Here is a 24,359-nt window from a genome sequence, read left to right as displayed (position 1 = left end):
ACCCACTACTGATGCCGGGACTGCCGGAATCGTCCATACTGGTCTGCATGGCGGAAACGAGTGAGATCGACGAGGCCGAAGTGGCCCTTCCCGCGATACCGCAGCCGTTGCTGACCCCGCTCACGGAAGCTGCGATCTTCCTGGTATTCACCATCGACGAGGGTGGTGAGCAGGCTGTTCACGACGTTCTGGCGGATATTTCCGGGCTGCAGCGCTCGATCGGATTCCGGGTTCCTGCAGGTGGCTTGGCCCCCGTCGTGGGCATTGGCTCGGATGCGTGGGACCGGCTTTTCGACGGTCCACGCCCCGCGGAATTGCATCCTTTTGTCGAGTTGACCGGTGACAAACACCACGCCCCGCGCACGCCGGGCGATCTGCTGTTCCACATCCGGGCCCGTCAGATGGACCTGTGCTTCGAGTTCGCCACGGTCGTGACCAACAGGTTGGCCGGGGCCGCGTCGGTGATCGACGAGGTCCACGGGTTCAAGTACTTCGAGCAACGCGATCTCATGGGTTTTGTCGACGGCACCGAGAACCCGTCCGGCCAAGCCGCATACGTCGCGGTCACCGTCGGCGACGAGGATCCGGACTTCGCGGGCAGCAGTTACGTCATCGTCCAGAAGTACCTCCACGACATGTCGGAGTGGAACTCCCTGCCAGTCGAGGAGCAGGAGAACGTCATCGGACGATCCAAGCTCGAAGACCTGGAGATGGACGACGACACCAAACCGGCCAACTCCCACACCGCACTCACCGTCATCGAAGACGAATCTGGTGAGCAGATCCAGATCCTGCGCGACAACATGCCGTTCGGACACGTCGGCTCCGCTGAGATGGGTACCTACTTCATCGGTTACTCGGCGTCGCCGACGGTCACCGAGCAGATGCTCACCAACATGTTCATCGGGAATCCCGTCGGGAACTACGACCGCATTCTCGACTTCTCCACCGCCGTCACCGGAATCAACTTCTTCGTTCCGACGGCGGACTTTCTCGACGATCCCCCGGACTTGCCGACCAGGCTCGTTCCCGAAGCGACGTTCACAGCGCCCATCTCTGACGGTTCTCTCGGAATCGGCAGCCTCAAAAGGAGTGCCCAGCAATGACAAACCTGCACCGCGACCTAGCACCCATTTCGGCAGCAGCCTGGGCCGAGATCGAGGAAGAGGCCAGCCGTACCTTCAAGCGTCACGTCGCCGGTCGTCGTGTCGTGGACGTGGAGGGACCGTCGGGTGACGATCTCGCGGCCATTCCGCTCGGGCACCAGGTGCCGATCAATCCCCTGGCCGACGGTGTCATCGCACATGCTCGTCAGTCGCAGCCGATCATCGAACTGCGGGTTCCGTTCACCATCAGCCGTCAGGCCATCGACGACGTCGAGCGCGGCGCCAAGGACTCCGACTGGCAGCCCGTCAAGGACGCGGCCAAGCAGATCGCTTTCGCCGAGGACCGCGCCATCTTCGAGGGATACCCCGCAGCCAGCATCACCGGCGTGCGGGCCAGCGGTTCCAACCCGGAACTGAAGCTGCCGATCGACGCCAAGGACTATCCGGAGGTCATCAGCCAGGCGATCACGTCGCTGCGCTTGGCCGGTGTCAACGGACCGTACTCACTGCTCCTGAACGCCGACGCGTTCACCGCGATCAACGAGACCTCCGATCACGGCTACCCCATCCGTGAGCACCTGCGACGCGTCCTCGACGGCGAGATCATCTGGGCCCCGGCCATCGACGGCGCTTTCCTGCTCTCGACGCGTGGCGGTGACTACGAACTGCATCTGGGTCAGGACCTGTCCATCGGCTATCTCTCGCATGATGCGAACTCCGTCGAGCTGTACTTCCAGGAATCGATGACGTTCCTCATGTACACCAGCGAAGCTGTTGTCTCACTGGCGTAAGAGCCTTCGAAATCTCTGATACCAGGGCGGGCGAGGCAGTTCGCCGATGTCCTGGAGATGGGCGACAAATGCTTGGGCGTCCGCATACGAAGACGTCTTCGGCCGCCCGTCCGCCCACGCTGTGAACAACTGAAGATAACGATCGCCGAGAGTGTGGCGCACCACCGGAAGGTGTTGCGCCACTTCTCCTGCGCGCTTTCGGAGCAGTGCCGTCGAGACAACGGCAGCATCGTCTTTGTCGAAGCCTTCGGGTAGTTCGCCGCCCGCCACCAGAGCCCGAATCAGCGCCTCTTGACGCTCACCGAGCGTGCTCATGTGCGTGACCAATCGGTGCCCGCGGTGATGCGATCCAGACCCGCTGCGTCGGCGATGGCATCGAGCTCGTCGAGCAATTCCAGTGCGGGCGGATAGTTGCCGTCGCGCTCGAGCATGATCGCGGGATGGTGTCCGGCCGCGGTGAATCGCGTAAGCAATTCCAGCACTGCTTGGGGTACCGGATCGGTGTGCGTGTCGTGGTATTTACCGTCGCTGATGCTGCCACCGGCGATGTGGCAGTAAGCGATTCGTTCGAGTGGCAGCCGGCTCAGCTCGGTCCACGGATCACGCCCGCGATTGAGAGCATTGGCATAGACGTTCGCGATGTCGAGAACCAGAAGGGCTCCGGTGCGCTCGACGATCTCCGCGAGAAACTCCCCTTCGGTCAACTCGTCGTCCGGCCAGTCGAAAAGGGCGGCAACATTTTCGACGGCAAACGGCACCGGTAGACCATCCTGAGTCCGGGTGATGTTGCGTACCAGGGCGTCGACGGCTTCGTAGGTGCGTGGCAGCGGGAGCAGGTGCCCGGCTTCGATGCCGCCCGCACGCACGAATGCGATGTGCTCGCTCGCCAAGGGGGCGTCCAGTAGCTGGGATGCATGCGCAAGGTGATCGATCCTGGCCTGATCGACCGCCTCGGCCCCACCAAGCGAGAGCGAGATTCCGTGCGGTATCACCGGAACTCCCAGCGAGCCGAGGTGCTGAGGTATCTCGTTTCCGATGGATTCGGCAATGACTTCGCAGAACGCCAAGCCGTCGAGTTGCGCGATGATTCCGGAGACCTCGGGACGCCATCCGATTCCCAATCCGTGCAGGGTCATTCGAGTCACCTCCCGTGTGCAACTGCTAACGGCGACTATAGACGGATCAGGCGGGCAGCCAGTTGGGTCCCGGTCCGTTGCCTTCCTCGAAGATCAGCCACGTTTTGGTTGAAAGAACCCCGTCGAGTCCCTGGAGTTCTTCGAGAACGGTGTGGCGTAGTTCCCGGTTGTCCGGGGCGCGGACCAGCACCAGAACGTCGAAGTCGCCGCCGAGGAGGGAGAAGTGCTCGACAAACGGCAGGGCCTTCAAGGACGCCGCCAGACCCCGCCACGAGTGCTGCCTGATCGAGAGCGCCACGTACGCCGAGGAGCCGAGCCCGGCCTTCTCGTGGGCGATCCGCGTCGTGAATCCGGTGATGATTCCGGCGTCCTCGAGCCTTTCGATGCGGACGTAGGCGTGAGCGCGGGAAATGTGTGCCTTCTCGGCCAGCGCGCGCATGGAGATGCGACTGTCTGCGACCAGTTCGGCGATGATGCGGCGGTCGATCGCATCGAGAGTGTGCGGTTCGGTGGCCATCTGTCCATTTCTGCTTCGGTAGTCGAGTTGGTTGATGGACAAATTGCTGCCCGAATCCTCATGATAGGCCGTTTGTCTTGAATCTTCGACGCCTTCTGCCATTACGTCGCCCAAGTGCGAATACTGATGGACACAACGTCTTCTGGAGGTAGAAGTGACTCTTGTCGAGCCCTTGGGGGAACTGCGGTATCAAAAGTTCCTGCCGGCCGATTCCGCGGTGCAGTACCTCGACGCTGCTGGAGAACTGACGCGCAGCGAGGCCCGCTACGCAAAACCGAGCGACGATCGCCTGATCGACATGTATCGAAAGATGTTCCTGGGCAGACGCTTCGACCAGCAGGCGACGGCGCTGACCAAACAGGGGCGCCTGGCCGTGTATCCGTCCTCGCGAGGACAGGAGGCATGTCAGATCGCGGCGGCGATGAGCCTGAAGCCGAGTGACTGGCTCTTCCCCACCTATCGGGATTCGATGGCGTTGGCTGCCAGGGGTGTCGATCCGGTGCAGATTCTGAGCATGCTTGCCGGCGACTGGCACTGCGGGTACGACCCGGTAGCGCTGCGCAGTGCGCCGCAGTGCACCCCGCTGGCAACGCAATTGCTGCATGCAGCGGGGGTGGCCTACGGGGAGTCACGACGGGGCTTGAACACCGTCGCGCTCGCGCTCTGCGGTGACGGGGCCACCAGTGAGGGTGATTTCCACGAGGCGCTGAACTTCGCCGCCGTCTTCAAGGCGCCGGTGATCTTTCTGGTGCAGAACAACGGATTTGCGATCAGCGTGCCACTGTCGCGCCAAAGCGCAGCACCGACGTTGGCGCACAAGGGCGTCGGCTACGGGATCGGCAGCGAGCAGGTCGACGGCAACGATCCCGTCGCGATGATGGCCGTCATGGACGAGGCAGCGCGCTTCGTCCGCAGCGGCAACGGACCGGTGATCGTCGAGGCACACACTTATCGCATCGACGCACATACCAATGCCGACGACGCCACCCGCTACCGCGACAGCGCGGAGGTGGAAACCTGGCTCGGGCGAGACCCGTTGTCACGACTCGAGAAATACCTGCGCGCACACGATCTGATCGACGACGTATTCGTGGAATCGCTGACCGCAGAGGCCGAGGCAGAGGCCGCCACACTGCGCGCCGGCATGAATGTCGACCGCCCGCACGATCCGCTCGATCTGTTCCGGTACGTCTTCGCCGAGCCGACGCCGCAATTGCGTCAGCAACAAGCGCAACTCGAGACCGAACTTGCCGCCGAAGCCGCTGGCACAGGGGGAAACTGACAATGCCCATGCTCACGATGGCTCAGGCCCTCAACACCGCACTGCGAGACTCGTTGACCGCGGACGACAACGTTGTCGTCTTCGGCGAGGACGTCGGCACTCTCGGCGGCGTCTTCCGCGTCACCGACGGCCTCACCCGTGACTTCGGCGACGACCGATGCTTCGACACTCCACTCGCCGAGTCCGGCATCATCGGATTCGCAATCGGGATGGCCATGGCCGGTTTTCGTCCGGTCGTGGAAATGCAGTTCGACGCGTTTGCCTATCCGGCATTCGAGCAGATCGCCTCCCACGTCGCGAAGATCCGCAACCGCACCAAGGGTGCGCTGTCGATCCCGATCGTCATCCGCGTTCCTTTTGCCGGCGGTATCGGCGGGGTGGAGCATCACTGTGATTCCAGCGAGGGCTACTACGCGCACACACCCGGCCTGAAGGTTGTGGCGCCGTCCACGGTCGAAGATGCGTACTCGCTGCTACGTTCGGCAATCGAGGACCCCGACCCGGTGATCTTCCTCGAGCCCAAGAAGCTGTACTTCTCGCGAGCTGATGTCGAACTGAACGCACGTGAGCCGATCGGTCGCGCAATTGTCCGGCGCCCCGGTCGTGATGCGACGCTCATCGCCTACGGCCCGTCCGTGGATGTTGCACTGAAGTCCGCCGTGGCCGCTGCAGCCGAGGGCCGCGACATCGAGGTGATCGACATCCGCTCGATAGTGCCTTTCGACGACGAGACGGTCACCGCATCGGTGCGAAAGACCGGACGCTGCATCGTCATCCAGGAAGCGCAAGGCTTTGCCGGTGTGGGTGCGGAAATTGCCGCCCGCGTGCAAGAGCGGTGCTTCCACCATCTCCACGCCCCGGTGCTCCGGGTCAGCGGATTCGACATCCCCTACCCCGCTCCGAAGCTCGAGCGTCACCACCTGCCCAGCGTCGACCGCGTCCTCGATACCGTCGACCGTTTGCAGTGGAACGACGCTCCCGACACCCGCTGGGCGGTGACGGCATGACCGATCAGGTATTCATGCTCCCTGACCTGGGTGAAGGTCTGGCCGAGGCCGATATCGCGGAGTGGCACGTCAAGGTCGGCGACGTGGTCACCATCGATCAGATCGTCGTCGAGGTCGAGACTGCGAAAGCTGCTGTGGATGTGCCCATCCCGTTCGCGGGGACCGTGATCGAACTACACGGCAAAGACGGCGACACCCTGAAGGTGGGCACGCCGCTGATCACTGTGAGCGGTAGCGGTGGACGGGCAGACGACGGTGTCGACAACGGCGTCTCGGCTGACCACGAGCGCTACCGTGAAGAGGAACGCGCCGGTTCGGGCAATGTCCTGATCGGCTACGGCACGAGCGAGGACGCACCTCTGCGCCGCCGCAGAGCTGCTCCGTCGGTACGCGTGATCTCGCCGATCGTTCGTAAACTGGCTTCTGACAACAGTATCGACCTGGCCACGATCTCCGGTTCGGGCGCTGGCGGGGTCATCACGCGAGCTGACGTCGAGGTCGGGGCAAACATCGGCTCGGAAACGCCACACGCGACCGACCAACGAATCCCGATCAAGGGACTACGCAAGGTGGTTGCCGACAAGCTGTCCACCAGCCGCCGTGAGATCCCCGACGCAACAACCTGGGTCGACGTCGACGCCACCGAACTGTTCACGGCGCGCGCCGAGATCAACAAGTCACTGCCCGATTCCGACAAGATCAGCCTGATGGCGCTGCTGGCCCGGCTGACCACCGCTGCGTTGGCGCAGTACCCCGAATTGAACTCGTCGGTTGACACTGCTCGCGGCGAGATCATTCGACACGCCCGCATCCACCTCGGTATCGCCGCACAGACACCGAAGGGATTGATGGTCCCGGTCATTCGCAATGCCGATTCCCTGAGCACCGTCGAACTCGCACAAGCACTTCGGACGTCCACCGAACTCGCCCGCGACGGCAAACTCGAACCCGCTCGCCTGACCGGCGGCACCTTCACACTCAACAACTACGGGGTATTCGGCGTCGACGGATCGACTCCGATCATCAACCACCCCGAGGCGGCGATCCTCGGCATCGGACGCATGATTGACAAGCCGTGGGTGGTGAACGGCGAGTTGAGTATTCGTAAGGTCACTCAGATCTCGTTGAGCTTCGACCACCGCGTCTGTGACGGAGGCGAAGCCGGTGGATTCCTACGGCTGTTCGGTGACTACATCGAGAACCCGATCCGCGTCCTGGGAAGACTCTGATGACCAAGGCTCTGATGTCTACTGACGAACAGAACAGTGAAGTCCTTGTCCTCGGTGGAGGATCGGGTGGCTATGCCTGCGCCATCCGCGCCGCCCAACTCGGGTTGTCGGTCACGCTGATCGAGGCAGACAAGGTCGGCGGAACGTGCCTGCACCGCGGATGCATCCCGACCAAGGCGCTGCTGCATTCCGCCGAGGTGGCCGACTCTGCACGCACCAGTGAACAATTCGGAGTCCGTGCAACATTTGACGGCATCGACATCGCACAGGTGCACGACTACAAGAACAGGACAGTCGAGCGGCTGTACAGCGGCTTGCACGGGCTGCTGGCGCAACACAAGATCACCATCGTCCACGGATACGGGACTTATGTCGGTGGGCGAAGCATCGACGTCGACGGAACCCGCTACACCGGAACATCACTCGTTCTGGCCACCGGCTCGTATCCGCGGGAGCTCCCCGGCATCGAACTCGGCCGACGGATCCTCACCAGTGACCAGGCACTCGAACTCGACGAGGTGCCCACCAGCGCGACAGTGCTGGGCGGCGGTGTCATCGGCGTGGAGTTCGCAAGCCTCTGGCGCTCTTTCGGTGCCGAAGTGACGATTGTCGAGGCACTCCCCCGACTCCTCGCGGCCGAGGATCCGTGGTCTTCGAAGCAGCTCGAACGGGCCTACCGGAAACGCGGAATCGTCTGTAGGACAAACACGAAGATGGTTTCCGCGAAAGAAGCAGCTGATTCCGTTCGTGTCGAACTAGGTGACGGGACGATACTCGATACCGACGTACTGCTGGTCGCCGTCGGCCGCCGACCCCGCACGGACGGTAGCGGTTTCGCAGAAAACGGAATCAGCCTCGAGAAAGGATTCGTCGTCGCCGACGAACGACTCCGTACCTCCGTGGACGGTGTGTACGCGGTCGGCGACATCGTGCCCGGTCTTGCATTGGCGCACCGCGGATTCCAACAGGGAATCTTCGTAGCCGAACAGATCGCCGGGAAGGATCCTCTTCCGGTGGCCGAACATCTGACCCCCCGCGTGACGTACTCGCATCCCGAAATTGCATCAGTCGGACTCGGCGAAGAGGCGGCGCGCAAGCAGTACGGAGACATCTCCACCGTCGTCTACGACCTGGCGGGTAACGGCAAGAGTCAGATCCTGCGGACTACCGGAGGAATCAAGGTGATTCGCAGCGGAACGAAAGGCCCTGTTATCGGGGTGCACCTGGTGGGAGATCGCGTCGGCGAACTGATCGGTGAGGCACAGTTGGCCGTTGCCTGGGAAGCACTTCCCGACGAAGTGGGGCGTTTCATCCACGCACACCCCAGCCAGAACGAAGCGTTGGGTGAGGCCATGCTCGCACTCGCCGGAACTCCACTGCACGCGCACAGCTGACCCGGAGACAGGAAAAGGAGATGGAATGAGTATCGACGACGAACTGCGCTGGGACGGTGAACTGACCGTCACCCGACACGATCGGGAGACTGGCACGACATTCGTGATTCGAATCGACTCAACCCGATTGGGCCCGGCGTCGGGTGGTACGCGGGCCGCGCACTATCCCTCGATCGGTCACGCTCTGGCGGACGCCGGGAAGCTGGCCGGCGCAATGACTTTGAAGATGGCGGTCTCCGACCTGCCGATGGGTGGCGGGAAGTCGGTGATAGCGCTACCCGCACCGCGCAATCAGATCGACTCCGCAACCTGGTCTCGTATCCTCGACATCCATGCCGAGAACATCGACAAGCTCGAAGGAAACTACTGGACCGGTCCTGACGTCAACACCAACTCCTCGGACATGGATCAGCTCAGTCGCACCACCAAATACGTCTTCGGGCGGTCGGTCGACAACGGTGGCGGCGGTTCCAGCGCGCACGCCACGGCTCTGGGCGTGTTCGAAGCGATGAAAGCCACGGCGCGTCGCCGTGGACTCGGAACACTGGACGGCCGAACGGTACTCGTGCAGGGACTCGGCGCCGTTGGCGGCGACGTTGTCCGCCTTGCGGCGCACGCTGGGGCACGTCTGCTGGTTGCCGATACGGACCCGCAGCGCCTCGAGGCGGCTTCGCTCGCGGGGCACACGGTCATTCCTGCGGATGAGGTACTCCGAACGCCGTGCGACCTCTTTGCTCCCTGCGCGATGGGAGGCATCATCGATTCCGCTGCTGCTGCGTCGATTCCGGCTCTGGCAGTGGCCGGCGCAGCGAACAACATCTTGGCCGATGCGGCTGCCGGCGAGGTTCTGCGAAGCCGCGAGGTTCTCTGTGCCCCTGATTTTGTGGCCAATGCGGGCGGAGCCTTTCACCTCGTGGGGCGAGAAGTCCTGGGGTGGAACGAAGACGATGTCGTGGAGCGAACCCGAGGGATCGGTCGAACGTTGGACGAGGTGTATTCGTTGAGCGAGGAACGCGGCATCACTACCGAGGCCGCCGCGCTCCTGTTCGCCCGTGCACGCCTATCCGCCACATCCACCCCCGCCGCCGCCACATCCGCCACCTCCACCACTGCAGCTGCTGCTCCCGCCATCTGAACCCCCGCTACCTCCGCTGCCGTCGGTACCGATTCCGGCGGCGGAGGCCAGGGCGGGATTGATCATCAGCATCGCCGATCCGGTGAAGAGAGCAGCGGACATCCCCGCCAAGCGCGGTCCGTAGGCGGAGAAGGCCGGCTTGTTGCGCGGAGCCAGGTAGGCGTGTGCCTTGGTCAGCTCCGAGCGTGCTGCATTTCCCGAAGCGGTGCGATCGAAGTTGAGCCCGAGCAGGGGGATGCTGAACCCGGTGACGAGCACGGCGAGAATCAGAAACTCGACAGGCTTGTCGTTGTGCAGTCCGAATGCAATGCGGGCGATACCCACGGCCACCAGGATTTTCAGCGGAAGTGTCGCGAGGAGGACCGAACGCCTGGTGCTGTCGGAGGTCAGGTATCCCCGGTCCGCCAACGAGTTTCGTAGGCGGGCTGTTTCCACCGTCATGCGCTCGGCAAGTTGCCTCCGACGATGGGGTACGGCCTGCTGGGCGAGGCGCTGGTACACGGTGAGGGTGTACCAGTCCAGGGTCTCGTCGCCAGGGCCCAACGGGCGCAGGACGGCTCCGTCGGTGGTGATCAGATCAGCGCTACGCAGGATCGCCAACGACGCAGCGATGGCTCGTGACTCGCCGGTGAGCATTCCGACTTCCGGAGGCGTCAATTGCTCGGCGGAATACCCGTCGTACCGGCGTGCCCGAATCATCAGACGCCACACCAGAGTCAGAACCATGAGGGTGACTGAAACGGCTATATAGCCGTACAGGAACTCTTTGCTGGGGATCCCCCAGGTGTCGGCAGCGTGAGTGCTCATCCCCCACACAGTCATCCCCCACACCCGCCGCCGCCGCAACTACTACCACTGCCGCCGCCGTCAGAGCCGGATGAACCGGATGAGGAGCCACAACTGTAGTAGCTCGAACTGCCACCACCCGGGCTGTACGCGGCGCCCGCAGCCACTGCCCCAGCGAGCGCCGGATCGATCAGAACCAGAGCGCCCGAGCCGAAGAGTGCCGCCGAGAGTCCGGCGAGCGACGGACCGTAGCTGGTGTACGAGGGCCGTAGTTTCGGCGAGAGGTACGAGTTTTCGTGTTTGAGACGTCGAAGTTCATTGTCGCCCAACGTCGTACGGCGACGCTTGATTCGTAGAAGCGGAATCATCAGCGCGAGAACGATGATGGTCAGGAGCAGAAACCCGACCGGCTTTCCGCCTGCGATCCCGGCGATGAGTCGGATAACGCCGAGAGCAATTATCGCCACGATCGGAACGGTCCGAAGGGCAGCAGTCAGACCGTCCTGCGGGCGCTGAAGGTAACCCTCGTCGATCAGCGTCGTACGTAGTTGTGCGAGTGCGATGTTCAGCCGTCCCATCAGACGCACTTGGCGCAGCGGGACTTTTCCGTTGCCGAGCCGCTTGTGCACCGTGCGGGTGAACCAGTCGAGACGACTCTTGTCCTCCGCAGTGAGCGCCAGCTTGGTCTTTCCTTCGGGGCTGATCAGCTCTGCGCTGCGCAGAATAGCCATCGACGCCAGCACCGCTTGGTAGTCACTGGTCAAAGCGCCGATCTCGGGAGGAGTGAGCGGCCGACGCACCGCGTCGACGACCACTGGTGACCGGCGCGCAGACATTCGGCTGTAGAGCGAGAGCCCGATCGCGACGGCGGCTGCCACCAGGTACCACTGAAGGAAGGTCTGGCTGGGGATCCCCCACGTGTCAGCTGAGTAGTAGTTGTTCACAGCACTCACCCCCCACAGCTCACGGTGCTCGAGAAGGCCGAGCAACTGGACGGTGAAGACCCGCCACCACATCCGGGTGCCCAACCGCCGTCGCGACCCGGACCGAATAGTGCCGCCGCAATACCCACAGATGCCGCCCCGTAGGTGGCAAACGATGGTCGGGAACTCGGTGTCAGGTAGGAGTATTCGTCCTTCAGTCGGCGCAATTCGACTTGGCCGACACGAGTGCGTCGGCTCAGGCGGAGAAGGGTTACGGCAACCAGGGTGAGGCAGATGACAACGAGCGGAAGGTATCCCACCGGGTTCTCGTTCACGACGGTGAATCCTGCCCGGATCGTGCCGACCACGGCGACGATCAGGACCGGTACCACGGTCAACCGCGTCAGAGTGCGTTCACGATTGCCGTTCAGGTAGCCGGCCTGCACCAGGTTGCTACGAAGTTCCAACAGCGGCAGCGGGAGTGTCGGCACGAGCTGCGAGGGCACGGCAGTTCCACCGGCGTCGTCGATCCGCTGGCGGACGATGCGGGTGAAGCGGCCATGCTGACCCTGGCCGGAGGTTTGTGCAGCACTCTCGAGTTCTGCCATGGCGGCGCGTACTGCACGCTCGTCGCTGGTCAGTACACCCATCTCGGGTGGTGTGAGCGTACGCAATTCAGGGGTGGGCTTGCGCAGGGCGACGCCTCTGATCGCCAGCGCGATCACCACCGCTCCGGTGGCGGCGGCGATGTACCACCCGAGGAAGGCCTCGGTGGAAATTCCCCACGTATCCGTATGATTATGCATCGCACACCACCTCTCGATGAACTTCTGAGAACAGGTCCAGTCTCTTTGTCCGACAACTGATGTCAGTATCGGGCCAGCGCCCGGGAAAGCGATATCCGGATGGTCATCGTCACCATTCCGTTACCGGCGAACTGGGGATTTACCGGCCGGTAGGTCGGAGCACGATCTCCGTGGGGTGTGCGTCGGACGGTGTCTCGACGGCAGTGAGTACGGCACGGGCCACAGTGGAGGCCTTCAGGAAGCGTTCCGGGTCGTACTCGTCGCCTTCACCGGCGACGATGTCGCGCTGCATATCGGTGTCGATCCGACCAGGGTGAATGGACGTGACCCGCAGTGACGGCTCTTCCAGACGCAGGGCGTCTCCGAAAGCGCGCAGGGCGAACTTGCTGGCCGCATACGACCCCCAGCCGGCATTGGCGCGCAGCCCGGCACCCGAATTGATCAGCACGACGTGACCTCCGGCTGCACGAAGGGCAGGTAGGAGTGCACGCGTGAGTTCGGCGACGGCAATGACGTTTGCCTCGAGGGTGCGGCGCCACTGATCGACCGAGGATTCCTCGATGGTTCCGATGTCGGCCACGCCGGCGTTGTGTACCAGTACGTCGAGCGTCGTAATGGAGGAGGCGGCGACCGCGACGGCGTCGTAGTCCGTGAGGTCGAGGGGGAGGGGCGTCGATCCGGGCAGTTCGGCGCAGATCGGCTCGAGGGCCTGCGCGGATCGTGCACCGAGCAGCAGGTCGTGTGTCGGCGCCAGTTCGCGTGCGATGGCAGCTCCGAGGCCGCGACTGGAACCGGTGATCAAGGCAGAAGGACGCATGATCCGACCCTATCGAGTGAGGAATGTTCGGCTAGACGAACTTGTGTATTTGTTTACCCACATATTAGAGTTCGACCATGACGACTCGCGACGCGAAGAATTTCCGCCGCCTGGGAATTGCTGCCCTCGCCGCCCTGCTTCTTTCCGGCTGTTCGGCAGTGAATTCCGCTTCCGGCGACGACCGCCCGGTAGTGCTCACCACGTTCACCGTGCTCTCGGACATCGCCCAGAACGTCGCCGGCGAGCACCTGCGCGTCGAGTCGATCACCAAGGCAGGGGCGGAAATTCACGGCTACGAGCCGACGCCCGGAGACATTCGCCGCGCCAATGAGGCGGACCTGATCCTCGACAACGGCATGAACCTCGAAGCGTGGTTCGCCAAGTTCGTCAACGGACTGGATGTGCCACACGTCGTGGTCAGCGATGGCGTCGAAGGCATCCCGATCGCCGGTGATGCCTATGCAGGCAAGCCCAATCCGCATGCGTGGATGTCTCCGCTGAATACGCAGATCTACGTCGACAACATGGTGACGGCGTTCAGTGACCTCGACCCGGACAACGCCTCGGCATTTTCGGAGAACGGCGCGAAGTACAAGGCGGAACTGCAAGCGGTGCAGGACGGACTGGTCAGTGGCCTGGCGACATTGCCCGCAGGTCAGCAGGCACTTGTTAGCTGCGAGGGTGCATTCTCCTATCTGGCCAGGGACGCGGGACTCAGCGAGGCATACATCTGGCCGGTCAACGCCGAGCAGCAGGCGACGCCGCAGCAGATCATCGCGGCCATCGACTTCGTCCGGGCCAATTCCGTTCCCGCCGTCTTCTGCGAGTCGACGGTCTCGGATGCTCCCATGCAGCAGGTTGTCGGGGCGACCGACGCGAAGTTCGGTGGAACGCTGTACGTCGATTCGCTGTCTGAGGCCGACGGGCCCGTGCCCACCTACCTGGACATGATTCGTCACGACACCGACGTCATCCTCGGCGGCCTCACCGGCGGTCGATCATGAATGAAGCCATTCGCGTCGAAAATGTCAGCGTTCACTACGGCGAGGTCCACGCACTGGACCACGTCGATCTGACGTTGAATTCCGGAAGCGTCTGCGGACTGATCGGCATGAACGGTTCAGGCAAGTCCACTTTGTTCAAGGTCATCATGGGAATGATCAAGCCGGACAACGGCTCTGTGAGAATTGCCGGCCTCGACGCAGCCGCTGCGCGCAAGAACGGGCGCGTCGGATATGTGCCGCAGAGTGAAGATGTCGACTGGACCTTCCCGATCAGCGTCCGTGACGTCGTGATGATGGGCAGGTACGGCCATCTCGGGTTTTTGCGGCGTCCGCGACGTGCAGATCGCGAGGCGGTGGCCGAGGCGCTCGAGCGAGTGGAACTCACCGAATTCGCGGATCGCCAGATCGGACAGCTCTCGGGCGGTCAGAAGAAGCGCGCCTTCGTGGCACGCGGTATCGCACAAGATGCGTCGATACTGTTGCTGGACGAGCCGTTTGCGGGTGTCGACAAGCGTTCCGAGGCAACGATTTCGACGCTGCTACGAGAGTTGGCTTCAGACGGTCGGTCGATCTTGGTCTCGACCCACGATCTCCACGCGGTGCCGAAACTTTGCGACGAGGCGGTACTGCTCATGCGCAAGGTCCTGGTGCATTCCGACCCGGACACCGTGCTTCAACCGGAGAACCTCGCCCTGGCTTTCGGTCTCGACGTGATGGACAGGACCTGATCGATGAACATCGTAGAACTGTTACTCGATCCTCTCCAGTACGGATTCATGGTGCGCGCGTTGGCCGTTGCGGTTGTGGCGGCAGTTGTCTGCGCGGTGCTCAGTTGTTGGTTGGTGCTCATCGGGTGGTCACTGATGGGTGATGCAGTGTCGCACGCCGTACTGCCCGGTGTCGTGCTGGCTTACGTCGTCGGCGCTCCATTTGCCATAGGGGCCTTGATCTTCGGGTTGATCGCCGTCGCCCTGATCGGGCTGATCCGTAACACCAGTCGCGTCAAGGAAGACGCCGCGATCGGCATCGTCTTCACGACGCTCTTTGCGTTCGGTTTGGTTCTCATCTCGGTGACCCCCAGCCAAACCGATCTCAATCACATCATCTTCGGCAACCTGTTGGGTGTGAGCTCGTCCGATCTTCTGCAGGTCGCGATACTCGGGGCATTGGCGCTGGGCATTCTGTTGATCAAGCGTCGCGATCTGACGTTGTTTGCGTTCGACCCGGTCCATGCCAACGCGATAGGTCTTTCCCCCAAGCGCCTCGGCGCCCTACTCCTCGGAGTCCTCGCACTCACGTCAGTGGTGGCGCTGCAAGCTGTCGGAGTTGTGCTGGTGGTGGCGATGCTGATCATCCCCGGGGCGACGGCCTACCTTCTCACCGACAAGTTCTCACGGATGCTGGTGATAGCTCCCGTCGTATCCGCAATCTGCGCGATTACCGGTATCTACGTCAGCTACTACCTCGACACAGCTTCCGGTGGCATGGTCGTGATGACGCAGGGCATCGTGTTTGCCTTGGTATACCTGTTCAGCCCGTCGCAAGGGGTTGTTGCGAAATGGACTCCGCAGCGGCGTAAGGCCCGGGCGGAATACAGCGCCGTGGCGTAGCGAGCGGTCCTGATCGTCCATGTAGTTAACAATCCGCTACCAAATCGGGTAGGTTCGTACAGGCATTCGTCACCACAAACTTTCCGGCCGCAAACGAGGCCGGCTGCAAGACAATCGGTGGTGACGCCTTGAACACCGATGGGTTCTTCGATGACGCAGTTCCGAGCGCGACGCACGTGGCTGGTTCTCGGCGTCGTTGTTGCGGTCATCGTCCTCGCCGGATCCGGGCTGCTCAGCCCACGAACTTCGGTTCTGGTGGACGATAGTGCCCAGCTCGTCGGCGGCGCCACCGCCACTGCGGTCTGTTGGTGGATATCGCGGCGCCATCACGGAGTCGAGCGTCGTTGCCGAACTCTGATTTCTCTCGGTATGGCCGGCTTGACCCTCGGGATGTTCTTCTGGGCGTTCTACCGCTCGGTTCTCCACGTTCCACTTCCGTCGCCGTCGATCGCGGACATCGGTTTCCTCATGTTCCCGGTGTTTGCCGTGCCGGCGCTTCTGTCGTTGGTGCGCCAGTCGCCCCGACGTGAAGCGATCGGTCCGATTCACCTCTGGATGGTGCTGACGCTCGACGGTCTCGTCGTGGTCGGTGGATTGTTCATCCTCACGTGGACGACTGCCCTCGGTACCGTCGTGCACACCGGTCCGACTGGCTCTCTCGGGTTTCTCGTCGCGGTGATGTACCCGATCACCGACTTCGTTCTGATCGCGATGGTCTTGTTGATGGTCATCGGACCGAAGGCCGTAGCCCAGATCCGTGAACCGCTGACGTTCCTCGGGTGCGGGTTGGTGATGCTCTGCCTTTCGAACTGCCTGTACGCGTACTCGGTGGCGATCGGCGCCGAGAGTATGCCGACCATCGCCGACGCGGGGTTCATCGCAGGCCCGCCGTTGATCGCGTTGGCGGCGTCGACCGAGCGAGCTGAGCCCCGGCCGCGCACCGCGGAGCAACATCGGCGAAGTGATCGGACTCAATTGCTGCTGCCGTACCTGTTGATCGCGGTCATCGCGACGATAGTGACGGTTCAGGCACTGATCGTCGGCAACCTCGATGCCGTGGTCGTGATTGTCGGCGTCGTCGTGCTCGTTCTCGCGCTGGTGCGTCAAATACTCACTCTCCTCGAGAACGACGCGCTCCTCCAACAGATCTCCGCTGCCCAGGACGAGCTCCGGTACCGAGCGCATCACGACCCACTCACCGAGCTCGCCAACCGGGCCGCGTTCGACGAGCACTTCGCAAGTGCCATTGACGACTATCGCCACACGAAGTCCGAACGCGTGCTGATGCTTGTTGATCTGGACGATTTCAAGCAGGTCAACGATCAGTACGGGCACCCGGCCGGTGATCGTTTGTTGGTTGCCCTCACAGCACGTCTGCGCGAAGCGGTTCCCGAGAGTGCGTTTGTCGCTCGATTCGGTGGCGACGAGTTCACAGTGCTCCTGCAGGGCTCGATCGACGATGCCGTCGTCGTAGCTCGAAGGATCGTCGACGCCCTCAGTAGTGATGGGATTGCAGGCGGCGACATATCGGTATCGGTAGGTGCGAGTGTCGGTGTCGCGTCGTTCGGGTCCGCGTCGTTCGGGTCCGCGCAGTTCGAGTCCGCGCAGTTCGAGTTCGGGGACGAACCGCTCAGCGCGCACACTCTTCTTCGCCAGGCCGATGCGGCGATGTACGACGCGAAGAGAAGTGGGAAGGGCGCTGTAGTCGTATACCGCGATCGCCGCAAATGACTAGCGCCGTAGGAGTGCGAAGATCGTGGCCGGTGAACCCGATCCGGCCTTGTTGATCGCGCCCCCGACAAGGATGCTCGCCCCGGTGGTTGGCAGGGCGGCAAGATTGTTCAGGTTCTCCAGGCTGATTCGATGCTTGTCGTACAGGAGCGTCGAGACGGGGTAGGTCTCGTCGTTTCCGAGATCGGGACCGAACGTGTCGGTTCCCAATGCTCCGCGGGTGCCCAGACGTCCGGTTTCTATCAGCCACCGCGCCGCTTCCACCGAGAAGCCGGGTTGGTGGGTGACACCCTCGGCATCGGCCTTGGCATATTCTTCGCTACCCCAGTGCGACTCCCATCCGGTCCAGAGAACTACGGCCGCTTCATCGGGGATCTTGCCGTTGCGCGTCTCCCACTCCTGAATGTCCGCGACGGTGAGCGCATAGTCCGAATCGGCGGCAGCCTTGTCCCGGATGTCGATTTTCACCGCGGGGAGGAAGAGGTCCGCCGGATCGAGTTGGTCGGCGGTGAGTCCACCTTCCTGGAAGTGCGCCGGCGCGCCCCAATGTGTGCCGGTGTGTTCGCCCTCCTTGACGTACTGGAGGTAGTAGCCGTCGTCTGCGATGGTTGCCGCTGTGTCGAGAGTGAACTCGGGATCGCCGGGAAACACCGGCGTCGTCGCGGGGTCGTTCACGTGTGAGAGCGAAACAACTGACAACAGCTCGTCCGGCGTTGTTGCGTCTTGGCTGCTTCCGGAACTGCTACCCATGTCGATCACCTGGGGTCCCGCTACCAGCGCCAGACCTGTGGCTGCGCGCTGAAGTAACTGTCGTCGTTTCATCGAGCCCTCGCCATTTTGCCCGAATTGAGAGTGTTGCAATCACTTTCGCTCCATGAACCTTAGGCTGCTGCGGACCAAGACGACCACTTCACATCGCGGACAGCTATCACCTGTCCGCGCGGTCGGTGATCTACGTACTGCGGATACTTTGCGGCCAAAGCATCGATTGCGCTCTCGGATTCCTTGGTGCCGGGTTCGAGAACCTCCGCGTGTCCGTCGACGCGGACCCACCAGAGTGCGGACCAGTTGTCGTCGTAATGATCGACCAGCAGGCTTGCGCGCCCCGTCTCGGTGATGTTCCGGAGCCTGCGAAGCGCGGTGGTGGTTTTCGGTTTGTGGTCGACGCAGGAATAGACGGTTCCGCCGACCAAGGCGAATACAAGCGGCACGATGTGCGGAACGCCGGCCGCGTCAGCCGTCGCCAGGCGAGCCACCCGCGCGGCTTCAAATCGTGTTCTCGGATCGTCCATAACCACAGCGTAAGTGGATCAAGGGTTGCCGCATGCCGCTGCTGACGGAACAGTGGTCTCATGGAACCGGATGAAGCGCTTCGGGAGATCGCCTACTGGCTCGAACGATCGCGCGCCGAAACGCACCGCGTCAAGGCCTATCGCCGAGCTGCGGAGGTCTTTGCAGGATTGTCCGACGAGCAGAAGGAGTCTCGCCGGAAAGCCGACAGTTGGAAGGCTCTCACCGGCATCGGCCCCAAGACTGGAATGATCATCGCCCAGTCGTACGACGGCATCCCCGAATATCTCGCAGAATTGCGGGAGCAGGCCGAGCCCATCGGAGACGGCCCGTTGCGCCAAGCCCTGCGCGGCGATCTTCACACACACTCCGACTGGTCCGACGGCGGAAGCCCCATCGAAGAGATGATGCGACGCGCAGCAGCACTTGGCCACGATTACTGCGCACTCACCGACCATTCGCCTCGCCTCACTGTTGCCAACGGGCTGTCCGCGGAGCGTCTACGTTCTCAACTCGACGTGATAGCCGGGTTGAATGTGGAGCTGGCGCCCTTCCGCATCCTCACGGGAATCGAGGTGGACATCCTCGAAGACGGTTCACTCGACCAGGATCCCGATCTACTCGACGAACTCGACATCGTGGTGGCGAGCGTGCACTCGAAGCTGCGGTCCGAGAGCGAGGCGATGACTCGCAGAATGCTTGCTGCAGTGCGAAACCCGCGTGTCGATATTCTCGGACACTGCACCGGACGTCTCGTCGAGGGTGCTCGCGGAACCCGTCCCGAGTCGCAGTTCGATGCGGAGAAAGTGTTCGAAGCCTGCCGAGAATCAGGCACCGCCGTCGAGATCAACTCCCGACCGGAGCGTCGTGACCCGCCATCGCGTTTGATCGAGTTGGCCCGCGATCTGGATTGTCTCTTTTCCATCGACACCGACGCCCATGCTCCTGGCCAGCTGGCCTGGCAGGGCTACGGCTGTGACCGGGCCGAAAAGTGCGGCGTCGAAGCGGATCGGGTGATCAATACCTGGACTGCCGAAAACCTTCTGGAGTGGGCGGGCAATTGAGAGCACAGGCAAGTGAGTGCACTCCGAGCACGCCGGAATGGGTCACCGAGGCGTTTGCTCGGTGACCTCCGGGTTCAAAGCCGCGTGGTGGAGCGGCGGGGTTTCTGGTCCGGGTCGATGCCCGGCGGTGGGATGAACCAGGGCAGGTGATCGGCGCCTATCCGGATTTCCCATTGCCCGGTGAATCCGGGTTTTCGGTGCATCAGGGTGTGGTGGGATCGGCAGAGCAGGACCAGGTTGTCCATGACTGTCGGCCCTCCTTCGGCCCAGTGTTTGATGTGGTGTGCGTCGGTCCAGGCTGGGACGCAGTCGCAGCCGGGGAAGGCGCACCCTTTGTCTCGGGCGATCAATGCGGTTCGTTGTGCCGCGGTGACAAGCCTTTTCAGTGGGCTGACGTCGAGCGGGGCACCGTTCTCGTCGAGGAGGACGGCGCCGAGCATGCAGTCGCACGCGATCATGCGGGTGCGGCCGACGCTCAGTGGCCCCATCCAGGGCATGTGACCGACATCGAGGTGTTGCATGTCGAGGTCCAGGGTGTCGAGGTCGTCATCGTCGGACGCTTCGGTAGTCCTGGCGCGACCTGTTGAGGGGCTGATGGCCCCGGCGCACTCACGATGGAACGCCAAGTCTTTGGCGTTGATGTGCACGTTCAGGTGCGGGCGTTGGCCGCCGTCGATGCCCGTGGCCGCGTTGTCGAGGTAGCGCCGGATGAGCTCTGCCATGGCGTCTGCGTTGCGTTTGGCGGCGGGTCGTTTGTCGGGTGTGCCGTCTGTGGCGGGGGTGGGCATCGAGAGACTGGAGAGGGCCGAGAGCAGCATTTCGCCGGTTGGGCCGTCGAAATCGCCTCGGACGGCGATTCTTCCGTTGAGGGTCGGGGAGATGCGGAGTTCGTTGCGGTCGGTGTCTTCGCTTGGTGGTGTGTCGTCGGATTCGAACATGTGCTCGAGGACGCTGATGGCGTAGCGCAGTTTGACGGTGGTTGCTTCGGTTCCGGATGCTGCGGCGAGGAGTGTGTCGCGGCAGTACGGTAGTGCGGCATCGGGCATTCCCTTGGGTGGGGATTCGCAGAACGCCACGATCAGTGCTGCGTGCTCGAAAGTGAGTTCACCGGCGTCGAATTGGTTCTCGATCTCCGGAAATGACCGTAGGGCTTTTCCCAAGGCTGCGATTCTTCTGCCGGCTGAGATTTGGAGCATGGTGTGGTTCGCGAGCCATTCTCCGGTCCCGCGGTAGCAGAGCACTTGTTCGTCCGGGTTCAACGTCAAGGTGTCGACGGCGGCTACTCGAATAGCTTCCAGGCGAAGGATTTCCGCTGATGCGGTGATGGCGATCTCGCGGACGTCGGTGGGGTGCAGTCGCCACAATCGTGCGCGCACGCCCACTGCGGAGCTGTTCACCACGTCGGCGACAGCATCTTCGCTAGTGACAGCGTCATCGATGATGTTGATCGTCATGAGAACCCCCCGTTCCACCTCCCATCATACTCGAACAAACTTTCGAGTCAAGGACTTTTTCTGGAAGGCGAAAAGGATTGAGTTGACGTGATTCTGTTGTTCGAGAGCAGATTCCGTCGCTAGAGCATCAGCGCCGGATCTGTGGTCAGTTCGATGTTCAGCCATGGTTCGTATGGAAGGTCGGCGAGGCTGGTGGCGAACGAGCGTCGTACTGCGTCTTCGCCGTCGATGTCCCAGCTGTGCGGTGCGACCATGAACGTCGCTTCGATATACAGCTTGCGGCCCACCTTGCTCATGGTGAGAGTCGGTTCGTCCAAACCGAATTCGTCGCGGACGGCGGTGATGGCTTCGTGCACGCGAGCCTGAACGTTTTCTCCGGGGGCACCCTCGAGGAGTTCGATCAGTGCGGTTCGCAGTAGTGCGTACGGTTGTGGGACCAGCATCGCGCAGCCGAGGAGGACCAAGACGGAGTCGACATATCGGTCGGCGTCGGAGAAGTCGGTGCGGCCCAGGATCATTGCGACGACAGCACCGACGGCGACCAGCGCACTGAAGGCAGCCGACGCTCCCCACTGCCTGGCTTCGGCGACGAGCAGATCGGACGTGCGGTCGACTTGTCCGACGTAGCGCCAGATGATGATCGACACCACTGCGCTGACAGCGCCGTACGCGACCAACGACCCGGCGGTGACATCCGCCCCGCCCGCGAGGATGACACGAACTGCCTCGACTGCGGCGTAGGCGAGCGTCGCCAGTAGTGCCATGCCCTGGACGGCGATGACTACGGGAATCAACGCCTCTTTGCCGAAAGGAAAGCGTGCGGTGGGGCCCGAGTCGGCTATCCGCGAGACCCGCAGCGACAGCGCGGTCAACACCATTCCGATGAGGGCGTACACACCATCGAGCAGGATTACCTGGGACTGCGAGATCCAGCCCCAGAATGCGGCGAGCACAGCCAACGCCGTGGCGACCACGAGCGAGTACCGCAGGGCCTTGCGTTCGCGGGTAGCGCTGTCTTCCTTGGTGCCCATGAATTCCGAACCGCCTGTCCGTTTCGATATTCCTTCACGTAGGGATACCAGCAACGACGCGCAGCCGCGGCATCAGAGCACCAATTGCGCTGCCAGATCGAGAAAGTCCTCGGCGTTGATGTCGAACTCTTCGGAGAATGACACATCGGGATTGCCTCTGGCTCCGAATTCGAGGGGACGGGCGATGAAGGCGGTGCGAAATCCGAGAGCTTTGGCCGCCCGAATGTCGTATTTGTGGCTGGCAACCATCATGATCTCGGCCGGGTCGTACCCGAGGTATCGAGCAGCCAGGTGGTAGATCTTCGGATCGGGTTTGAACACGCCGGCCATCTCGGCGGTGAAGACGGCATGCCAGGGCAGGTTTGCGTGCCGCGAGATGCTGACTGCAGCGTTCACGTCAGCGTTGGACAAGGCAGCGACGGTGTACTGCTGACGCAGGGTTGTCAGACCAGCGACGGTGTCCGGCCACGGGTCCAGGAATTTCCAGGCGGCGGTGAGTTCTTCCTGTTCCGCGTCGGAAAGTTCGATGTTCTCGCGGGCTGACAGTTTGCGCAGGGCCTCGCGGTACACCGAATGTACTGTCACCCACTCGTCTGTAGCGTCGCCGGCCTCGGAGGTGTTCGCGAAGTATTCAGCGCGCCAGAGATTGACGAGTCGCGGCCAGTCGACGTCGGCGTCGGTGATTCGACGGGCCTCTCTACAGAGAGTGCTGTGAAAATCTGTTGCTGTGCCCTGGACGTCGAACAGCAGTGCTTTGATCTTCTCGCGCACAAGGCCTCCACCCCGAGATCGCCTGACGGTGATGCCACCCTAGCGCGGTTGCAGCGCCTGATTCGTGTTCGATGAGCGCAAAGGCTCGACGCGTCGCAAAATAGACATCTATGGCCGACCGCGGATTTACCCCGACTCAGCTCGCCGCCCGAGCTGCCTACCTGCTGCGCGGAAACGACCTGGGCACGATGACCAGCGCCGCCCCGAAGCTGTATCCCCACATGTGGAGCTGGGACGCGGCGTTCGTCGCGGTAGGTTTGGCGCCGCTCAGCGTCGAACGGGCGGTAGTAGAGCTCGATACCTTGCTCTCGGCTCAGTGGAAGAACGGGATGATTCCGCACATCGTGTTCGCAAACGGTGTCGACGGCTACTTCCCCGGCCCGACGCGGTGGGACGTCAACGCCTTGGCAGCGCACGCGCCTCTGGGCACCGCTACATCGGGAATCACTCAACCCCCCGTCCACGCGATCGCGGTACAGCGGATTCTCGATCATTCGCGTCGGCACGGACGTACGACGCGTGCGGTGGCCGAAGAGTTTCTCGACCGTCGCTGGAGCGATCTTGTTCGGTGGCACCGGTGGTTGGCGGAGGCGCGGGATCTCGACGGTAACGGCCGAATCGCGCTCTACCACGGGTGGGAATCGGGGATGGACAATTCTCCGCGCTGGGATCTGGCCTACGCGAATGTTGTTGCAGGACAGGTACCTGCGTATCAGAGGGCGGATCTCGCGGTGGTGACCGACCTGTCTCAGCGGCCCACGGATCACGAATACGACCGCTACCTTTGGCTTCTCGAAGAGATGAAGGCCGTGCGGTACGAGGACTCGCAGCTTGCAACGGCCATGAGTTTTGCCGTCGAGGACGTGTTTGTCAGTGCCGTCTTCTCGATGGCGTGCGACGTCCTGGCGACGATCGGCGAGGAGCATTCGCGTCCGAACTCCGACGTTCGAGATCTGCGTGGGTGGGCAGATCGCTTCCGTCGGGGCGTGATTGCCACCACCGATGAGCGATCCGGTGCGGCAAAGGATTTCGACCTGCGCACTGGACGGTGGGTTCATACCGAGACCATCGCGATGTTTGCGCCGTTGCTCTGCGGTGGTTTGAACCGCGAAGCCGAGCGCGCTTTGTTGCGCACTTTCGAGGGGCCCAAGTTCTGCGGCCACCCGGACATGCGTTTTGCCGTCCCGCCGTCGACGTCGCCGGTTTCCGGTGATTTTCGCCCGCGTGAGTATTGGCGTGGCCCGGTGTGGCCGGTTATCACGTGGTTGTTCTCGTGGGCGTTCGCGCGTCGGGGATGGGCCGAGCGATCACATGTCTTGCGTTCGGAGGGGTTGAGGCAGGCCAGCGACGGCACATTTGCCGAGTACTACGAGCCTTTCACCGGAGAGCCGTTGGGGAGCATGCAGCAGTCGTGGACTGCGGCGGCCGTTCTCGACTGGCTCGGTTGAGTGAACGTTTCCTGAATTAGCGGACAA

Annotated in this window: 25 protein-coding genes; 13 read left to right on the top strand and 12 right to left on the bottom strand. The window is 62.6% G+C overall.

Annotated features, from left to right (window positions below):
• Positions 1-47: 47 nt before the first annotated feature.
• Entirely contained in the window at positions 48-1,106 is a 1,059-nt protein-coding gene (locus QM716_RS18925) for a Dyp-type peroxidase (RefSeq protein ID WP_283305591.1), read from the top strand.
• A complete protein-coding gene (locus tag QM716_RS18920) occupies positions 1,103-1,897 on the top strand; it encodes a family 1 encapsulin nanocompartment shell protein (protein WP_283305589.1) in 795 nt (264 codons plus the stop codon). Before QM716_RS18925 ends, QM716_RS18920 begins: the two co-directional genes overlap by 4 nt.
• On the opposite strand, the gene QM716_RS18915 is transcribed toward QM716_RS18920, so the two are convergent.
• Genes QM716_RS18915 through QM716_RS18905 form a run of 3 tightly spaced genes read right to left on the bottom strand, consistent with a single transcriptional unit; the run spans position 1,886 to position 3,550 of the window.
• Positions 1,886-2,212: an SCO6045 C-terminal-like domain-containing protein gene (locus tag QM716_RS18915; protein WP_283305587.1), complete on the bottom strand. Its 327-nt coding sequence runs from the start codon at positions 2,210-2,212 to the stop codon at positions 1,886-1,888. The genes QM716_RS18920 and QM716_RS18915 overlap by 12 nt on opposite strands.
• Complete coding sequence (locus QM716_RS18910; RefSeq protein ID WP_283305585.1) at positions 2,209-3,033, bottom strand: MbnB/TglH/ChrH family RiPP precursor modification enzyme; 825 nt, start codon at positions 3,031-3,033, stop codon at positions 2,209-2,211. The genes QM716_RS18915 and QM716_RS18910 overlap by 4 nt, the downstream gene beginning before the upstream one ends.
• Positions 3,034-3,079: 46 nt before the next feature.
• Positions 3,080-3,550: an Lrp/AsnC family transcriptional regulator gene (locus tag QM716_RS18905; RefSeq protein ID WP_283305584.1), complete on the bottom strand. Its 471-nt coding sequence runs from the start codon at positions 3,548-3,550 to the stop codon at positions 3,080-3,082.
• A 154-nt stretch (positions 3,551-3,704) separates the two neighbouring features.
• Here QM716_RS18905 and pdhA point away from each other — a divergent pair, with 154 nt between their 5' ends.
• The 5 genes from pdhA to QM716_RS18880 are packed head-to-tail and all read left to right on the top strand — an operon-like array spanning position 3,705 to position 9,597.
• Positions 3,705-4,832: a pyruvate dehydrogenase (acetyl-transferring) E1 component subunit alpha gene (gene pdhA, locus QM716_RS18900; RefSeq protein WP_283305581.1), complete on the top strand. Its 1,128-nt coding sequence runs from the start codon at positions 3,705-3,707 to the stop codon at positions 4,830-4,832.
• Between the two features lie 2 nt (positions 4,833-4,834).
• Positions 4,835-5,839, top strand: a complete 1,005-nt coding sequence (locus QM716_RS18895; RefSeq protein WP_283305580.1) for an alpha-ketoacid dehydrogenase subunit beta — start codon at positions 4,835-4,837, stop codon at positions 5,837-5,839.
• Positions 5,836-7,068: a dihydrolipoamide acetyltransferase family protein gene (locus QM716_RS18890; protein ID WP_283305578.1), complete on the top strand. Its 1,233-nt coding sequence runs from the start codon at positions 5,836-5,838 to the stop codon at positions 7,066-7,068. The genes QM716_RS18895 and QM716_RS18890 overlap by 4 nt, the downstream gene beginning before the upstream one ends.
• On the top strand, positions 7,068-8,462 hold the full coding sequence (gene lpdA / locus QM716_RS18885) for a dihydrolipoyl dehydrogenase (protein WP_283305576.1): 1,395 nt from the start codon (positions 7,068-7,070) through the stop codon (positions 8,460-8,462). The genes QM716_RS18890 and lpdA overlap by 1 nt, the downstream gene beginning before the upstream one ends.
• Positions 8,463-8,487: 25 nt before the next feature.
• Positions 8,488-9,597 carry a Glu/Leu/Phe/Val dehydrogenase family protein gene (locus tag QM716_RS18880; RefSeq protein ID WP_283305575.1) on the top strand — a complete coding sequence of 370 codons (1,110 nt, stop codon included), beginning with the start codon at positions 8,488-8,490 and terminating at the stop codon, positions 9,595-9,597.
• Here QM716_RS18880 and QM716_RS18875 read toward each other — a convergent pair.
• The 4 genes from QM716_RS18875 to QM716_RS18860 all read right to left on the bottom strand — a co-directional run bounded on the left by QM716_RS18875 (position 9,523) and on the right by QM716_RS18860 (position 12,929).
• Positions 9,523-10,404 carry a TIGR04222 domain-containing membrane protein gene (locus QM716_RS18875; protein WP_283305574.1) on the bottom strand — a complete coding sequence of 294 codons (882 nt, stop codon included), beginning with the start codon at positions 10,402-10,404 and terminating at the stop codon, positions 9,523-9,525. The two genes, QM716_RS18880 and QM716_RS18875, sit on opposite strands and share 75 nt — an antisense overlap.
• Before the next feature lie 11 nt (positions 10,405-10,415).
• Entirely contained in the window at positions 10,416-11,327 is a 912-nt protein-coding gene (locus tag QM716_RS18870) for a TIGR04222 domain-containing membrane protein (RefSeq protein WP_283305573.1), read from the bottom strand.
• Between the two features lie 5 nt (positions 11,328-11,332).
• The gene (locus QM716_RS18865) at positions 11,333-12,112 is read right to left on the bottom strand and encodes a TIGR04222 domain-containing membrane protein (RefSeq protein WP_283305571.1); all 780 of its coding nucleotides are present in this window, start codon (positions 12,110-12,112) and stop codon (positions 11,333-11,335) included.
• Positions 12,113-12,251: 139 nt separating this feature from the next.
• Positions 12,252-12,929, bottom strand: a complete 678-nt coding sequence (locus QM716_RS18860) for an SDR family oxidoreductase (RefSeq protein ID WP_283305570.1) — start codon at positions 12,927-12,929, stop codon at positions 12,252-12,254.
• 77 nt (positions 12,930-13,006) lie between these two features.
• Here QM716_RS18860 and QM716_RS18855 point away from each other — a divergent pair, with 77 nt between their 5' ends.
• From QM716_RS18855 to QM716_RS18840, 4 genes are all read left to right on the top strand, one after another.
• Positions 13,007-13,933 (top strand): metal ABC transporter substrate-binding protein, encoded by a 927-nt coding sequence (locus tag QM716_RS18855; protein ID WP_283305569.1) that lies wholly within the window; start codon positions 13,007-13,009, stop codon positions 13,931-13,933.
• Positions 13,930-14,661: a metal ABC transporter ATP-binding protein gene (locus QM716_RS18850; protein WP_283305567.1), complete on the top strand. Its 732-nt coding sequence runs from the start codon at positions 13,930-13,932 to the stop codon at positions 14,659-14,661. Before QM716_RS18855 ends, QM716_RS18850 begins: the two co-directional genes overlap by 4 nt.
• A 3-nt stretch (positions 14,662-14,664) precedes the next feature.
• On the top strand, positions 14,665-15,543 hold the full coding sequence (locus QM716_RS18845) for a metal ABC transporter permease (protein ID WP_283305566.1): 879 nt from the start codon (positions 14,665-14,667) through the stop codon (positions 15,541-15,543).
• Between the two features lie 150 nt (positions 15,544-15,693).
• Entirely contained in the window at positions 15,694-17,274 is a 1,581-nt protein-coding gene (locus QM716_RS18840; protein WP_283305565.1) for a GGDEF domain-containing protein, read from the top strand.
• Here QM716_RS18840 and QM716_RS18835 read toward each other — a convergent pair whose 3' ends face one another.
• Together QM716_RS18835 and QM716_RS18830 are read right to left on the bottom strand one after the other, a co-directional pair.
• Positions 17,275-18,024: a cyclase family protein gene (locus QM716_RS18835; protein WP_283305819.1), complete on the bottom strand. Its 750-nt coding sequence runs from the start codon at positions 18,022-18,024 to the stop codon at positions 17,275-17,277.
• A 131-nt stretch (positions 18,025-18,155) separates the two neighbouring features.
• Positions 18,156-18,566 (bottom strand): TIGR03668 family PPOX class F420-dependent oxidoreductase, encoded by a 411-nt coding sequence (locus QM716_RS18830; protein ID WP_283305564.1) that lies wholly within the window; start codon positions 18,564-18,566, stop codon positions 18,156-18,158.
• 60 nt (positions 18,567-18,626) lie between these two features.
• Here QM716_RS18830 and QM716_RS18825 point away from each other — a divergent pair, with 60 nt between their 5' ends.
• Complete coding sequence (locus tag QM716_RS18825) at positions 18,627-19,628, top strand: PHP domain-containing protein (protein WP_283305563.1); 1,002 nt, start codon at positions 18,627-18,629, stop codon at positions 19,626-19,628.
• A gap of 74 nt (positions 19,629-19,702) precedes the next feature.
• On the opposite strand, the gene QM716_RS18820 is transcribed toward QM716_RS18825, so the two are convergent.
• From QM716_RS18820 to QM716_RS18810, 3 genes are all read right to left on the bottom strand, one after another.
• On the bottom strand, positions 19,703-21,082 hold the full coding sequence (locus QM716_RS18820) for an HNH endonuclease signature motif containing protein (protein ID WP_283305562.1): 1,380 nt from the start codon (positions 21,080-21,082) through the stop codon (positions 19,703-19,705).
• Positions 21,083-21,201: 119 nt separating this feature from the next.
• Positions 21,202-22,113, bottom strand: coding sequence for a cation efflux transmembrane domain-containing protein (locus QM716_RS18815; protein ID WP_060938777.1), 912 nt, complete (start codon positions 22,111-22,113; stop codon positions 21,202-21,204).
• A 72-nt stretch (positions 22,114-22,185) separates the two neighbouring features.
• Positions 22,186-22,884, bottom strand: coding sequence for a haloacid dehalogenase type II (locus QM716_RS18810; protein ID WP_283305561.1), 699 nt, complete (start codon positions 22,882-22,884; stop codon positions 22,186-22,188).
• A 110-nt stretch (positions 22,885-22,994) separates the two neighbouring features.
• Here QM716_RS18810 and ggh point away from each other — a divergent pair, with 110 nt between their 5' ends.
• Entirely contained in the window at positions 22,995-24,332 is a 1,338-nt protein-coding gene (gene ggh / locus QM716_RS18805; RefSeq protein ID WP_283305560.1) for a glucosylglycerate hydrolase, read from the top strand.
• Positions 24,333-24,359 lie beyond the last annotated feature (27 nt).

Source organism: Rhodococcus sp. IEGM 1409 (assembly GCF_030056735.1).
In the GTDB taxonomy this organism is placed as follows: Bacteria; Actinomycetota; Actinomycetes; order Mycobacteriales; family Mycobacteriaceae; genus Rhodococcus_F.
The sequence above is the reverse complement of the archived record's forward strand: the minus strand, read 5'-3'. Positions and strand labels throughout refer to the sequence as shown.

Bases quoted from the DNA above. Each gene is read 5' to 3' on its own strand.
- QM716_RS18925 (WP_283305591.1), top strand. From the start codon at position 48: ATGGCGGAAACGAGTGAGATCGACGAGGCCGAAGTGGCCCTTCCCGCG.
- QM716_RS18920 (WP_283305589.1), top strand. From the start codon at position 1,103: ATGACAAACCTGCACCGCGACCTAGCACCCATTTCGGCAGCAGCCTGG.
- QM716_RS18915 (WP_283305587.1), bottom strand. From the start codon at position 2,212: ATGAGCACGCTCGGTGAGCGTCAAGAGGCGCTGATTCGGGCTCTGGTG.
- QM716_RS18910 (WP_283305585.1), bottom strand. From the start codon at position 3,033: ATGACCCTGCACGGATTGGGAATCGGATGGCGTCCCGAGGTCTCCGGA.
- QM716_RS18905 (WP_283305584.1), bottom strand. From the start codon at position 3,550: ATGGCCACCGAACCGCACACTCTCGATGCGATCGACCGCCGCATCATC.
- QM716_RS18895 (WP_283305580.1), top strand. From the start codon at position 4,835: ATGCCCATGCTCACGATGGCTCAGGCCCTCAACACCGCACTGCGAGAC.
- QM716_RS18890 (WP_283305578.1), top strand. From the start codon at position 5,836: ATGACCGATCAGGTATTCATGCTCCCTGACCTGGGTGAAGGTCTGGCC.
- lpdA (WP_283305576.1), top strand. From the start codon at position 7,068: ATGACCAAGGCTCTGATGTCTACTGACGAACAGAACAGTGAAGTCCTT.
- QM716_RS18880 (WP_283305575.1), top strand. From the start codon at position 8,488: ATGAGTATCGACGACGAACTGCGCTGGGACGGTGAACTGACCGTCACC.
- QM716_RS18875 (WP_283305574.1), bottom strand. From the start codon at position 10,404: ATGAGCACTCACGCTGCCGACACCTGGGGGATCCCCAGCAAAGAGTTC.
- QM716_RS18865 (WP_283305571.1), bottom strand. From the start codon at position 12,112: ATGCATAATCATACGGATACGTGGGGAATTTCCACCGAGGCCTTCCTC.
- QM716_RS18860 (WP_283305570.1), bottom strand. From the start codon at position 12,929: ATGCGTCCTTCTGCCTTGATCACCGGTTCCAGTCGCGGCCTCGGAGCT.
- QM716_RS18855 (WP_283305569.1), top strand. From the start codon at position 13,007: ATGACGACTCGCGACGCGAAGAATTTCCGCCGCCTGGGAATTGCTGCC.
- QM716_RS18850 (WP_283305567.1), top strand. From the start codon at position 13,930: ATGAATGAAGCCATTCGCGTCGAAAATGTCAGCGTTCACTACGGCGAG.
- QM716_RS18845 (WP_283305566.1), top strand. From the start codon at position 14,665: ATGAACATCGTAGAACTGTTACTCGATCCTCTCCAGTACGGATTCATG.
- QM716_RS18840 (WP_283305565.1), top strand. From the start codon at position 15,694: ATGACGCAGTTCCGAGCGCGACGCACGTGGCTGGTTCTCGGCGTCGTT.
- QM716_RS18835 (WP_283305819.1), bottom strand. From the start codon at position 18,024: ATGGGTAGCAGTTCCGGAAGCAGCCAAGACGCAACAACGCCGGACGAG.
- QM716_RS18830 (WP_283305564.1), bottom strand. From the start codon at position 18,566: ATGGACGATCCGAGAACACGATTTGAAGCCGCGCGGGTGGCTCGCCTG.
- QM716_RS18825 (WP_283305563.1), top strand. From the start codon at position 18,627: ATGGAACCGGATGAAGCGCTTCGGGAGATCGCCTACTGGCTCGAACGA.
- QM716_RS18820 (WP_283305562.1), bottom strand. From the start codon at position 21,082: ATGACGATCAACATCATCGATGACGCTGTCACTAGCGAAGATGCTGTC.
- QM716_RS18815 (WP_060938777.1), bottom strand. From the start codon at position 22,113: ATGGGCACCAAGGAAGACAGCGCTACCCGCGAACGCAAGGCCCTGCGG.
- ggh (WP_283305560.1), top strand. From the start codon at position 22,995: ATGGCCGACCGCGGATTTACCCCGACTCAGCTCGCCGCCCGAGCTGCC.